The 12,932-nt window shown below is 57.4% G+C and carries 10 protein-coding genes; 5 read left to right on the top strand and 5 right to left on the bottom strand.

Annotated elements, in window-relative coordinates:
• Positions 1-28: 28 nt before the first annotated feature.
• A complete protein-coding gene (locus tag C772_RS16015) occupies positions 29-1,069 on the top strand; it encodes a GGDEF domain-containing protein (protein ID WP_008297581.1) in 1,041 nt (346 codons plus the stop codon).
• Positions 1,070-1,155: 86 nt separating this feature from the next.
• Positions 1,156-1,839 (top strand): phosphoribosylaminoimidazolesuccinocarboxamide synthase, encoded by a 684-nt coding sequence (locus C772_RS03855; protein WP_008297579.1) that lies wholly within the window; start codon positions 1,156-1,158, stop codon positions 1,837-1,839.
• A 73-nt stretch (positions 1,840-1,912) separates the two neighbouring features.
• Here C772_RS03855 and C772_RS16010 read toward each other — a convergent pair whose 3' ends face one another.
• The gene (locus tag C772_RS16010) at positions 1,913-2,800 is read right to left on the bottom strand and encodes a TetR/AcrR family transcriptional regulator (protein WP_008297578.1); all 888 of its coding nucleotides are present in this window, start codon (positions 2,798-2,800) and stop codon (positions 1,913-1,915) included.
• Between the two features lie 163 nt (positions 2,801-2,963).
• Here C772_RS16010 and C772_RS03845 point away from each other — a divergent pair, with 163 nt between their 5' ends.
• Both C772_RS03845 and C772_RS03840 read left to right on the top strand, forming a co-directional pair.
• Positions 2,964-6,125, top strand: coding sequence for an efflux RND transporter permease subunit (locus C772_RS03845; protein WP_008297577.1), 3,162 nt, complete (start codon positions 2,964-2,966; stop codon positions 6,123-6,125).
• 496 nt (positions 6,126-6,621) lie between these two features.
• Positions 6,622-7,182, top strand: a complete 561-nt coding sequence (locus C772_RS03840) for a superoxide dismutase family protein (protein ID WP_008297576.1) — start codon at positions 6,622-6,624, stop codon at positions 7,180-7,182.
• A 178-nt stretch (positions 7,183-7,360) separates the two neighbouring features.
• On the opposite strand, the gene C772_RS03835 is transcribed toward C772_RS03840, so the two are convergent.
• On the bottom strand, positions 7,361-8,500 hold the full coding sequence (locus C772_RS03835) for a CAP domain-containing protein (protein WP_008297574.1): 1,140 nt from the start codon (positions 8,498-8,500) through the stop codon (positions 7,361-7,363).
• Between the two features lie 128 nt (positions 8,501-8,628).
• Between C772_RS03835 and C772_RS03830 the strand changes: the two genes are divergently transcribed.
• On the top strand, positions 8,629-9,606 hold the full coding sequence (locus C772_RS03830) for a bile acid:sodium symporter family protein (protein ID WP_008297573.1): 978 nt from the start codon (positions 8,629-8,631) through the stop codon (positions 9,604-9,606).
• 35 nt (positions 9,607-9,641) lie between these two features.
• On the opposite strand, the gene C772_RS03825 is transcribed toward C772_RS03830, so the two are convergent.
• The 3 genes from C772_RS03825 to C772_RS03815 all read right to left on the bottom strand — a co-directional run bounded on the left by C772_RS03825 (position 9,642) and on the right by C772_RS03815 (position 12,733).
• Complete coding sequence (locus C772_RS03825) at positions 9,642-10,460, bottom strand: SDR family oxidoreductase (RefSeq protein ID WP_051059395.1); 819 nt, start codon at positions 10,458-10,460, stop codon at positions 9,642-9,644.
• A 75-nt stretch (positions 10,461-10,535) separates the two neighbouring features.
• Entirely contained in the window at positions 10,536-11,318 is a 783-nt protein-coding gene (locus C772_RS03820) for an RsiV family protein (protein WP_008297569.1), read from the bottom strand.
• 269 nt (positions 11,319-11,587) lie between these two features.
• Positions 11,588-12,733, bottom strand: a complete 1,146-nt coding sequence (locus C772_RS03815; RefSeq protein ID WP_008297567.1) for a zinc-dependent alcohol dehydrogenase — start codon at positions 12,731-12,733, stop codon at positions 11,588-11,590.
• Between the last annotated feature and the right edge of the window lie 199 nt (positions 12,734-12,932).

The following is a 12,932-nucleotide window of genomic DNA, read 5'->3' as shown; positions in this document are numbered from 1 at the left end:
GGAACCCGACTTGGAAGGAGGGAGCATGATGGGCAGTGACCAAAAGCAGTTCGAGGAGCAGAAGCGGCGCGTCTACCTGTTTGTCCTGCCGATCATCGCTGCATCCCTCGCGCTGAATCTTCTGATTACGGAGGATATCCGTCTGGTTCAGCTGATCAAGTTTGTCCTGCTGATTGCGATCATCGGCTGCTGGGGGCTTCTCTGGACCCGATGGCCGCTTATTGTGGCGGAAATCCTGATTCTCGGAGTCTCGCTGGTTTATCTGCTAGCTGCGATTCTAAGCTCGCTGTTTGTCCATATGCTGGAACAGGGCCAGCTGCAGCTCGGGAATTTCATCCTTTACGTTCCGTTTATCGTTGTCCTGAGTTTTCTCATTCTCGAGCGGAAGCAGGCGGTCATGGCCTGCTTTACGCTCCTTCTCCTCATGATCGCGCCGGCCATCCCGGTGTGGGGCAGCCTTGCCAGCAGCCAGGTTCATTCGCTGATCACGCTGTATGTCAGCCTGTTTGTCTACACGTTCCTGGCGTATTTTTTACATATCCTCTACAGGAGGCGGGCTGAGCAGCGGGCGATTGCCCGCTTTGCCTATATCGATGCCCTCACCGGGGCGGCGAACCGATACCGGATCGACGAATGGCTGGCGGAAAAGGTGGAAAAGGCGGACCGGGAAGGTACCGATTTCTCGATCATCCTTTTTGACATGGACCACTTCAAGCGTGTGAATGATGAGCACGGCCATAAAACCGGAGACGATGTGCTGCGGCAAATGGCCGACCTCGTCCGTTCGGAACTTGGGCCAGGCGATCTGTTCGGCCGGTGGGGCGGCGAGGAATTCATCATCATCACGAACGAGGAGATTCCGGGTGCAATGGAACTTGCGGAGCGCCTCCGGGAAGCGATCGGCTCCCATGATTTTGGGAAAGCCGGCAACGTGACCGCAAGCTTCGGTGTTGCGGGTGAGCTGCCGGGGGACACGCCGGAGCGACTGTTGAACCGGGCTGATGAACGGATGTACCATTCCAAGCGGACGGGCCGGAACCGGGTGACCGGAGAGACGGCAGCAGAGTGAAAAGACGTAAAATGTCTTTGTAAGCATTTATTAATGTTCGTCTTTCGGTTATAATTGTGTCAGATCAGCCGAAAGAGGTGGACTGTGTGAAGCGGATTTACGAAGGCAAGACAAAGGATGTCTACGAGCTGGAGGACGGGACGATCCAGCTGAAGTTCAAGGATGACGTGACCGGGGAGGATGGTGTATTCGACCCCGGCGCCAACACGGTCGGCCTGACAATAGAGGGTGCCGGGCGCGCCGGCCTCCGCATGACGGAATACTTTTTCGGGAAGCTGGCAGAGGCCGGCATTCCGACACACTTTATCGGAGCGGATGTTGACCGCCAGACGATGAACGTCCGGAAGGCGGACGTGTTCGGCAAGGGACTGGAAGTCATCTGCCGCTATCGCGCAGTCGGAAGCTTCCTGCGCCGCTACGGAGCCTATGCGGAAGAAGGACAGCCGCTTGACGCATTCGTCGAAGTGACGATCAAGGACGACGAGCGCCAGGACCCGCCGATCAGCAAAGATGCCCTTGTTGGGCTCGGCATCCTGGACGCCGGAGAGTATGACACACTTAAAGAACTGACCAAACAGATCTCCGGAGTCGTGAAGGACGAACTCGCTGCACGCGGCCTGGAGCTGTATGACATCAAGCTTGAATTCGGCCGCGACGCAGAAACCGGCGAGGTCCTCCTGATCGATGAGATCTCCGGCGGCAACATGCGTGTCTACAAAGACGGAGAATATATCGAACCTCTGAAGCTCGAACAGCTGCTGTTCGGGTGAGAAACAACAAAGAAGCACCTGCCCGGAAATGGGCAGGTGCTTTATATTGGATGGGTCACATCGCCGGGATCCGTCAAAGATGCGGATCCGTCCCGAACTTCTCCTCCAGGCGGCGTAGGCAGTCCCCGAATTCCGGATAGGGACGGAAAACGGCGAGGACGCCCCGTATTGCGGTGACATCGGCACTTGGTCCTGCATCGGCCTGTGTCCCCAGAAAGTCGAGGCTCGATGACAGGTACTGGGCGGTCGCGCGGGGAAGCGCCAGGCCGGACAGGATGGTGCGCATCACATCAATGACGCCTGCCGCATCCGTCTCCTCCTCGCCTTCCGGGAAAAAGGAGAACAGTGTCCGCACCGTCTCGTCGTCAAGAAGCGGCCGGTAGGTTCCGGCAAGAAACTCCTCTGCCGCCTGGCCGGTCATCCGGACGATGAGTTCCGCCAGCGCCTCCGGATAAAGGGCCTGGGGATTCGAGATGAACTGCTGCATATAGTTGTTTTTGATGCCTTCCGTGATGACGGAGATGTCGTGGATAAATGGGCGGATCGCCTGGCCGTACATCGCGATAAGCTGTTCCCGGTACCATTCGGCCTGTGACACCCGGAGTTCTTCGATAAAGCGGATCAGTTCCGGATTCAGGCTGTAGGCCTGGTCACGGACAACCATCGCGATAAAGTCGGTGTGACGCTGAATCTGGGAGATCTGGACCTCGGTCTGGCGCAGGAAGTTCTCCTTGGCGGACTGCGCGGGGTCGACGGCATTCTCCATTTCCTCCTGGATCAGTGAGGTGTAATACCTGAAGATCTCCACTTGGAGAGCATCCTTTGATTTGAAGTGTAGATAGAAGGCGCCTTTTGAAATTCCGGCATGGGCGGCAATCTCCTGGATCGAGGTGCCGTGGAACCCCTTTTCCGTGAAAAGGGCGATTGCCGCCTCGATGATGCGCTTCTTGGTTTCGTTCATGGGCTTGGTCCTCCTTTGACCGGACGGTCAGTGACTCCAGTATAGCAGAATAAAAATGGATAAAGTGTGACAACTGGCTCATATGATTGTATCCGGCTGGTGTTTCCTTTATCCTAATAGAGGTAAACTGACCGGTCAGTCACAGGAACGGAGGAAAGCAGGCTTGAAAAAGATCATCAACTTTTCCATCAACAATAAGTTCGCCATCTGGCTTCTGACGATCATGGCCATTGCGGCGGGGATCTATTCCGCTGCCACCATGAAGCAGGAGTCGATGCCGGACATCACGGTACCGGTCGTATCGGTCATGACCGTTTATCCGGGTGCATCCCCGGATGAGGTCGCCGATTCGGTCACCGTCCCGGTTGAGCAGAGTTTAAGGAACGTCGAGGGCGTGAAGTCGATTCTCTCGTCCTCGATGGAAAACATCTCATCCATCCAGCTCGAATTTGACTTCGAGAAGGATATGGACCGGGCGGTCACGGAAGTGGAGGGCGTCCTAAAAAACGTTTCGCTTCCGGATGACGCACAGGATCCGGCCATCTCCCGGATCAGCATCAATGCCTTCCCGGTCGTCGCCCTCAGCATCACGGGCAACGGCCAGGACCTCGATGAACTGACGGAAATCGCCGTCAAGGACATCGTCCCGGCGATGGAAGAAGTCGAAGGGGTCGGGAACGTCCAGGCAAGCGGGCAAAAGTCGAAAGAAGTCCAGCTCGACTTTGACGACGAGGCGCTTGCCGCTGCGGGCCTTGACCGCGAAACGGTCACGGGCATCATCCAAGGTTCCAACATTGCCTTCCCGCTCGGGCTGAACCAGCTTGACGGTTCCATGAAGAACGTCGTCATCGACGGATCGATTGCTTCCCTCGAAGCACTCGAGAACCTGCAGATTCCGGCAGTGCCTTCGCAGGGTGCCGGCCAGCCAGGTGCCGGCGCTGCCCAGGCCGGACAGGGTGCCGATGCGGGCCAGGCCGCTCCGGGAGCAGGCGCCATGCCGCCGGCGGCCATGACCGGCCTGCCGACGGTCGCACTTTCGGATGTGGCAACAATTGAGGTCATCAACGAATCCGAGTCGATCTCCCGTACGAACGGGGAGGATTCGATCGGCGTCCAAATCGTCAAGAGCCCGGATGCCAACACGGTCGATGTCGTCAACGGAGTCAAAGATGAAGCGAAAAAGCTTGAAGAAGATTATGGTGTCGACATCGCCATCACGTTTGACCAGGGTGAGCCGATTGAACAGTCGGTCGAAACGATGCTGTCGAAGGCATTGTTCGGTGCGCTGTTTGCAATCATCATCATCCTGCTGTTCCTGAGAAGCATCAAGACTACATTCATCGCGGTCATTTCGATCCCGCTGTCGCTTCTCATTGCGCTGCTTGTCCTGAATTCGATGGACATCACGCTCAACATCATGACGCTCGGCGCGCTCACCGTCGCGATCGGGCGGGTCATCGACGACTCGATTGTCGTCGTCGAAAACATCTACCGCAGGATGCACCTGCCGGATGAACCGCTGAAAGGCAAGAAACTGATCCTTGAGGCGACGAAGGAAATGTTTGTCCCGATCGCGTCCTCGACGATCGTAACCATCGCAGTCTTCCTGCCGCTCGCACTCGTCTCCGGCCAGGTCGGCGAGCTGTTCCTGCCGTTCGCACTGGCAGTCGTGTTCGCGCTGCTTGCATCCCTTCTCGTCGCGATCACCGTCGTGCCGATGCTGTCACACTCGCTGTTCAAAAAGCAGCTTTACGGCAGCAAGACCGGCGTCGCCCGCAAGACCGAGAAGCCCGGACGCCTCGCGCAGTGGTATGCGGGTGTCCTGGAATGGGCGCTCAATCATAAATGGATCACGGCCGGAATCTCGGTCCTGCTCCTGGCGGCGAGCTTCCTGCTCGTTCCGCTGATCGGTGTCACGTTCATTCCTGAAGAAGAACAGAAAGTGGTCATGGCGACCTACAATCCGGAGGCCGGCCAGCCGAAGGAAGAAACGCTTGAAATCGTCTCCCGCGCCGAAGAGCTCCTGGAAGAGCGGAAGGGCGTCACGTCCTACCAGTTCTCCATCGAGGAAGCCGGCGGAATGGGCATGATGATGGGCGGCGGCGCCAACTCTGCCCTGTTCTTCATCGAGTATGATTCCGACTTCGAGAACTTCTCGGAAGAGCCGAAAAAGCTCGTGGAGTCACTAAATAAAGAATCCGGAAAAGGCGAATGGGGCTCGATGGATTTCACGTCCATGAGCGGCGGCTTCGAACTGTTCGTCTACGCGGACAACGAAGACGACCTGAAAGCCTCATCCGATCAGGTTGAGAAAATCCTGAACAACACGGACGGCCTGGAAGCGGTTGAAAGCGACCTGACGGAAGCGTACGACCAGTACACCTTCGTCACCGACCAGCAGCGCCTTGCCGAACTCGGCCTGACCACTGCACAGATCGGCATGGCGCTGAACGAAGGCAATCAGGGAGCGGCCCTCACCTCCGTGAAACATGAGGGGGACACGCTCGATGTCTTTGTTGCCGTTGAAGAAAAGGAATTCGGCACGTTCGATGCGCTTGAATCGACCGAAATTCCGACCGCGCTCGGCGGTACGGTCCAGCTCGGCGAAATCGCCGAAGTCGAGGAAGGCGAAGCACCGACGACGGTGACCCGCCGGAACGGCAAGCTGTACACGACCGTCTCCGCGGAAGTGACCGGCAAGGACTCCACGGCGATCTCCCGCGAGGTTCAGGAAGAAGTGGACGGATTGGATCTTCCGGCAGGTGCTACGGTCGAATTCGGCGGCATCACCGAACAGATCAATGAGTCGTTCTCGCAGCTTGGCCTCGCCATGCTCGCGGCGATCGCGATCGTCTACTTTGTCCTCGTCGTGACATTTGGCGGCGCACTGGCACCATTCGCGATCCTGTTCTCGCTGCCATTCGCGCTCATCGGAAGCTTCGTGGCGCTGTGGATCGCGGATGAACCGATCTCGGTGTCCGTCATGATCGGCGCGCTCATGCTGATCGGAATCGTCGTCACCAACGCAATCGTTCTCATCGACCGCGTCATCCACAAGGAAAACGAAGGCGAAACAACGCGCCAGGCACTGCTTGAAGCCGGCGCCACCCGTCTCCGCCCGATCCTGATGACCGCGCTCGCAACCGTCTTCGCCCTGATCCCGCTCGCCATCGGAGCAGAGGGCGGCGGCATGATCTCCAAAGGACTCGGCATCACCGTCATCGGCGGCCTCGTCAGCTCCACCCTGCTGACGCTGCTCATCGTGCCGATTGTATACGAAGTCCTCGCGAAATTCCGCAAAAAGCCAATGGTTGAACCGGAATAAGCTTTTGGAAGCACCTGTCCCTTTTTGGGGCGGGTGCTTTTTGATTTTGGGGCGTGGAGTTGCCGCATGGGTCGTGGAGTTGCCACATGGGGTGCGGATTTACCACATAGGGCGCCGCCATACTCCAAGCGTGCGTCCCATACTCCGAATGGTGCCGCGATACTCCAAACGTGCGCCCCATACTCCGAATGGTGCCGCCATACTCCAAACGTGCGCCCCATACTCCGAATGGCGCTGCCATACTCCAAACGTGCAACTCATACTCCAAATGGTGCCGCCATACTCCCAAAGTGTGTCCCATACTCCAAATGGCGCCGCCATACTCCAAACGTGCGTCCCATACTCCGAATGACGCCGCCATACTCCAAATGGCGCCGCCATACTCCAACTTCCACCCCATGCCCCGGAATTCGACTGCCGCGGTCGCCGCAGTGCCCAACCGATGAATACCTTTTCCGCGCCTTGACCATCCTCCAAAGGAAGGAGGATGATTGAAATGAAGAAATGGATATACGGAGCGGCTGCAGCAGCTGTGGTCCTTTCCGGATGCGGGATGCAGATGGGGAAGGAAGAGAAGATTCCGGTGATGAGCGAGGGGGTGACCAGCGCCATTGAATCGGACCTGATTAATGCCGAAGGGGAGACGGTCGGAACGATCCTCCTCACGGGTGACAAGCAGGGGACCGGCATCCGCATTACCGCGGAGGGGCTCGAACCCGGAACCAAGGCGATCCATGTCCACGAAAAGGGTGAGTGCACGCCGCCTGATTTCGAGTCCAGCGGCGCCCACTTGAATCCGGAAAAGAAGGAGCATGGTTTTGAGAACCCGAAAGGCTTCCACGCCGGCGATCTGCCGAACATCGAAGTCGATGCGGATGGCAATGTCGACCTCGAGACAGTTTCCCAGTACATCTCCCTTAGGGAAGGCCACCCTGGCTATTTGCTGGATGAAGACGGCAGCGCAGTCGTCGTCCATGAAGGGCCGGATGACTACAAGACGGACCCTGCAGGAAAATCGGGCGCCCGCATCGCGTGTGCGGCATTCAATAAGAAGTGAGGAAGACCCGCTGCCCAAACAGCGGGTCTTCTTTATGCGAGTGCGCTGAAAATCATCCCGAGTGCATAGAAATCGATGGCGAGTGGTGCGCAAAACTGGGCGAGTGCCTCGAAATGCCTCTCGATTGCACTTATTCGCAAAAAAAGCCCGCACGCTGAAAGCATGCGGGCCCTTAAACTCATTTAAACAGGAAGTTCTCCGTGTAGTATGGCTGGTCTTCTTCGTTGAAGGCGACACCCACGCCGAGCATGCGGAAGTCCTCATTCAGGATGTTTTTCCGGTGGCCGAGCGAGTTCATGAGGCCTTCGTGGGCGAAGATGCTGCTCGGCTGGCCGTAGGCGAGGTTCTCTCCGGCGCCGCGGAACTGGATGCCGTCTTCCGCCATGCGGTCAAACGGCGACTGGCCCTGCTGGTTTTCATGGGCGAAGTAGTCATTCACCGCCATGTCCTCGCTGTGCCTGACGGCAGTGGAGGCGGTGCGCCCGTCCCAGTCGAGGACGCCGTAGCCGTGCGCCACTCGTGCGGCATTCGTCAGGTCGAACAGCTGGCGCTCAAAGCCTTCTTTCAGGTCCGTATCGGCAGCACCGTACAGTGCATCTTGCGAATGCTCCAGTTCCTTTTCAATGATCTGGACGGCCGTGACGGTGTCGTTTTGGTGGAGGTCATAGAAAATGGTGACGTAGCTGTTGTCGAGTTCGAATACATCATACTCGCCGTTGCTCTGGATCAGGAAAGCACTGCGCCCCTTGACGATGCGGTCGAGCGGGCGGCCGTATTCCGCCCGGACGGATGCTTTCTGTGAGCCGTAGGCGATTCCGCTCGTGGAGGCGATGATGTCCTGGTTGGTGTACAGCCCGTTGACGCGGCCTTCCCCGTCAAACGACACCATCGCGAAGTTATGGTAGCCGTCATGGTAGGCGTGCCATTCGACGCCGTATTCGTTCATCGTGGAGCGGGCGGGTTCACCGAGCTCTGTCTGGACGAGTTCCCGGGTGTCCCCGATCCCGATATTGTGCACGGTGATCGGGACGGATTCCGGCCGCTCCAAATCCGGCTTCTCCGCTTCCGCGCCGGAAGTCTGGCGGGCGCGCTCGTCCTTCACGGACTGCTCCAGCTTCGCGTAAAGCGAATTGGCGCCTTCATTCAGCTTGCCGAGGGCCTGGTCGACGGCGGGCTGCCCGCCGACGGCTGCAATAAGCTCGTCTACCCGGTCGAGAAACGACAGGTCGACGACGCGGGACAGCGGCTCTTCCCAAAGCGGCCTGGCCAGAAAGACCAGGACGGCCAAGAGGATCAATCCGAACAACCGTCTCACCATGCACAATCACCTCCTTTATCTTTCCATTTTACCACCAACGGCATGGTTTCATGCATCCGTCGATTCGAAACCTTCCCGCTCTCGGAGTATAATGGTGTCCAACGATTCAAAGAGAGAAGGATACGCCCATGCTGGAACGTTTCGATGGTTTCCTGAAGAAAGGGATGCCGGTCATCACGCCGCTCAGCCTAGTTGCGGGCGTGCTCATCGCGGATACAGGAAGCCGCCTCCTGGGCTTTGTCCCGTGGATCTTCGCCCTCATGACGTTCGCGGGCAGCCTCGGGATGCGGACGGCGGATCTGAAGAATGCAGTGAGGCATCCGCTGGCGGTGCTGCTGAGCCTCGCTTTTCTGCATCTGCTCATCCCGGTCTGGGCCTATGTGTTCTCGGTGCTGGTGTTTGACGATCATCTGCTGACAGTCGGGTTTGTTCTGTCGGCCGCCGTGCCGACCGGGGTCTCGAGCATCATCTGGGTGAGCATGTACCGGGGGAACCTGGCGCTTTGCCTGTCGATCATCCTCATCAATACCATGCTTGCGCCGCTGATTATCCCGGCCACCCTTTTCGTGGTGGCAGGGAAGGGGGTCCCCGTCGATACGGGAGCCCTTGTCCTGGATCTGCTCCTAATGGTCGTGCTGCCATCGCTGGCCGGACTGCTCCTGAACGAATGGACGAAAGGGCAGGCGGGGAAGTTGCTCGGCCCCAAGCTTTCCCCGCTTTCCAAGCTGTCCATCTTCGCGATTGTGCTCATCAACAGCAGTGTGATTGCGCCTTATCTCAAAAACTTCGATCTTGATCTGCTCAAGGTGATTGCGGGCGTCCTGCTGCTTTCTGCATCAGGCTATGCGTTCGCTCTCCTGATCGGGGAAAAGGTGTGGAAAGGAAGGCCGGATATCTCGGTCATGTTCGTCTTTAACGGCGGCATGCGGAACATCGCCCTCGGTGTCGTCATTGCGACGGTCTATTTCCCCGCCAAGGTCGCCGTTCCGGTGGTCTGCGGCATGCTGTTCCAGCAAATCCTGTCTGCCGTATTGGGAAAGGTGATCGAGCGGCGCCACGGAATGGGAGAGGCCGGTCAGGCCATCCCGCAGAATCATGCATCATAAAAACAGGGCCATCCCATTCGGGACAGCCCCTGCTTTCAGATTTCCATCTCCCACCGCTTCTTCTCCGTCTTTTTCAGCTGGTCTTCCGTTTCCTGCGGATGGACGGTCCTAAACGGGTGATGGTCTTTCGGGATGATTTCGACCATTTTGTCGATCATGTCCTGCGGGTCAAACTGGTTCTTCAGGTTTTCCTGCTGCTTCAGGATATCTTCCTTCTTTGTGAAGTGGACGCTGTCGTCAAACCATTTCCAGATTTCCTCGCCCGCGCGGTCATTGAAGCCGGTATTGTAGGCGCCGGGGTTGATGGTCGCGACCTGCACGCCGAACGGCTCGAGTTCTTTTTGCATCGTCTGTGCAATACCTTCGATGGCGTGCTTTGTGGCGGTGTACGGGCCGACAAATGGAGTTGCCGAGATGCCGGCCATCGAGCTCATGAAGATGATCTTGCCTTTTCTTTTGTCAACGAGCCGCGCTGCTGCCAGCCGGGCAGATTCCAATGTGGCAAATACATTCACCTCGAAAAGCGCACGCACACGGTCCATCGGGATTTCGGCAAGGGGACCGCCTTCGTTGATTGCCGCGTTCGCGACAAAGATGTCAAAGTCGGTTTTGCCGATTTGCATGAGGTCACGGGGATTGGTGATGTCCAGCTTGTACACATCCATGGCAAGCCCTTCCTCTTCCGCCTGCCGCAGCACATCCGTTTTCTGTGATGTCGTTTCGGTTGTGGCGATGACTTTGTGCCCTTGTCGTGCCAATCCAAAAGCTGCGCCCCGGCCGAGGCCGCTTCCCGCTCCGGTGATGAAAATGGTCTTCAATCCGACCGCCTCCTTCTGGGTGGTTGTCTTCCTCATGCCCGGAGCCGGGGAGGGTAAAACATCAGGGCAAAACAAAAAGACCCGCTGAGGGGTCTTGGCAAGAGCCGGCAGTCAGAGCTGTCCGGCATATTCTTCTTTCAGGAAACCGCGTACCTGGTCGAGCGGGATGTCCGCACGTACGACGCCGGCTGCACCGACCGCGATCTCATACTCATCGAAATAGATCGAGAGCCGGTCATTGCGGATCGCCCATTTCCATGAGGAAGGGTCGTTCAGCGCCATCGCGAGCAGGTCGTCGAAAAGGTCATCTTTCAGCGGCTTCTGTGAAAACAGGTCTTCCTTCACGAGTTTCTGGAGAACCCGGCCGTCACTTTCAAGATCGAACAGATCCGCCAGTTCGACGATCCGGCCCTGGGACGGATCAATGTTGAACGGCTTGATCTTCGTGATGCCGTTTTCGCCTCCTGTGTACTGGTAGGACGTGTACAGCAGGCTGTAGAGGCTGCCCGAATGAGGCAGTTTTTCCGCAGTAAGCCTGAGGTGCGCGCGCTCGCCGTCTTCGAGCTGTTCTTTATATTCGTCGACGCTGCCTTCAAAGAGGGCTTTTTGCTCGTCGATCCACTTGGCGATCGGCTTCTCCACTTCCTGATGATCCGCCGATACCGTATTGATGTCCATGGTGTACCATTTTGTCTGTTCCGTAACCGTCTGAAGCTGAAGGCCCGGAGTTTCCGGCTGCTCCTTCGTGACGGCCGCGTCCGCGATCCCCGAATCCTCGCCGACCGCAGCCGGTTCACCGGTCTGCGAGGAGGCGAATCCGAGCACTGCGGTTAGAGCCAGCGCGGCCAAAAGAGACCACGAAGGCCAGCCCGGCCGCTTCATTCGCGTATTCATAAATGTAAATCAGCCCTTCTATTTTTTGGCCGCCTGTTATTTATATGATCAGGCGACCCCCCTATTAACTCGTTCAGTATACCATTGATTTCCGTGATAAGGGAGGGAAAATGACAAAACCATGCAAGGATGCGGCCTTTGTGAAAATTCTGGGGATTAAGAGAAGGTTTTTGTTATCCTCGGAATCGGACAATTAATGCCGCCCGGAATACTTTTCCATAACGCAGAAAAAGGGCTTCCCGTCGTACGGAAAGCCCTTCCGGATATGGTTATGGTTTCAGGACCACTTTGGTGCATTCATCGCCATGTTCATAGAACGTCTTATAGGCAATCGGCGCTTCTTCGAGAGGGACGATATGGGAGATGATCTCGGTCGGGTCGATTTTGTGTTCCGTAATCATCTTGAACAGGTCCGGCATCAGGTGCGGGACGGGTGCCTGTCCGGTCTTGATGGTGACATTGCGCTCGAAAAAGCGGCCGAGCGGGAAGGCGTTGTACCAGAGGCCGTAGACGCCGGTGAGCTGGACAGTGCCGAAGCGGCGCACGGCGCGGTGTGCGGTGCGGAGAGCGGTGAGGGAGCCGCCGTGGATTTTCATCTTATGCTGCACTTTTTCCGGAACAGTCTTTTCCCCGTCCATTCCGACGCAGTCGATGACGACATCGGCACCGCCGGACGTGAGTTCCTTGAGGTAATCACCGGTCTCGTTCGAGTCGCGGTAAGTGACCGTTTCGACTTTGTTCATTTCCCTCGCCTTCGCCAGGCGGTACGGCACAGTGTCGACGCCGATCACGCGCTTGGCACCCATCATCCAGGCAAACTTCTGGGTCATGAGGCCGATCGGGCCGCATCCCAGCACGATGACGGTATCGCCTTTCTTTACGCCGGAGTTCAGGACGCTCCAGTAGGCGGTCGGGAGTACGTCCGACATGAAAAGGACCGCTTCATCCGGCACTTCCGCCGATTCCGGGATGACAAACGGCAGGAAGTTGCCGAATGGCACGCGCATGTACTCTGCCTGCCCGCCCGGGTGGTTGCCGAACATCTCCGTGTAGCCGAAATAGCCGCCGAAGTCGGTGCCCGGTGTAGGGTTTGACTCGGGGTGTTCGCACTGGCTCTCCATGTCATGCGTGCAGTACCAGCATTCACCGCATGCCACGTTAAATGGGATGACGACACGGTCGCCCTTTTTCACCTTCGTCACGGCAGGTCCGGTTTCTTCGACGATTCCCATCGGCTCGTGCCCGATCACATATCCGGGACGGGTCATGATCGAGCCTGCGTAGATGTGCAGATCAGAGCCGCAGATTGCGGTGGAGGTGATGCGGATGATGATGTCATCATCTTTTTCGATTTTCGGGGCTTCCACATTCTTGACCTGGATGTCTTTTGCGCCTTGGAAAGTCACTGCTCTCATAAGTCGAACTCCTCCTTTGGGGATGTCTCCCTTAATAGTTTCCGCTTTCCGGCCCGGGTAAACGCCGGGGGATGCGCCGGAGCGGACGGACAGGTATACTTGGAACATGAAAACCCGCAGTCAGCGGGCCGGGGAGGAGAACAGATGATTTTCGGAATGGACAGCGTCCCGATGTGGTTTTATGTTCTCGCGATCTGCG

Source organism: Bhargavaea cecembensis DSE10 (assembly GCF_000348905.1).
GTDB classification, from domain to species: Bacteria; Bacillota; Bacilli; order Bacillales_A; family Planococcaceae; genus Bhargavaea; species Bhargavaea cecembensis.
This window is presented reverse-complemented; position numbering and strand designations above follow the sequence as displayed.

Excerpts from the sequence above, each read along its gene's own strand:
- C772_RS03835 (WP_008297574.1), bottom strand. The coding sequence starts at position 8,500 with ATGGTGAGACGGTTGTTCGGATTGATCCTCTTGGCCGTCCTGGTCTTT.
- C772_RS03815 (WP_008297567.1), bottom strand. The coding sequence starts at position 12,733 with ATGAGAGCAGTGACTTTCCAAGGCGCAAAAGACATCCAGGTCAAGAAT.
- C772_RS03825 (WP_051059395.1), bottom strand. The coding sequence starts at position 10,460 with ATGAGGAAGACAACCACCCAGAAGGAGGCGGTCGGATTGAAGACCATT.
- C772_RS03820 (WP_008297569.1), bottom strand. The coding sequence starts at position 11,318 with ATGAATACGCGAATGAAGCGGCCGGGCTGGCCTTCGTGGTCTCTTTTG.
- C772_RS16010 (WP_008297578.1), bottom strand. The coding sequence starts at position 2,800 with ATGAACGAAACCAAGAAGCGCATCATCGAGGCGGCAATCGCCCTTTTC.
- C772_RS03830 (WP_008297573.1), top strand. The coding sequence starts at position 8,629 with ATGCTGGAACGTTTCGATGGTTTCCTGAAGAAAGGGATGCCGGTCATC.
- C772_RS16015 (WP_008297581.1), top strand. The coding sequence starts at position 29 with ATGGGCAGTGACCAAAAGCAGTTCGAGGAGCAGAAGCGGCGCGTCTAC.
- C772_RS03840 (WP_008297576.1), top strand. The coding sequence starts at position 6,622 with ATGAAGAAATGGATATACGGAGCGGCTGCAGCAGCTGTGGTCCTTTCC.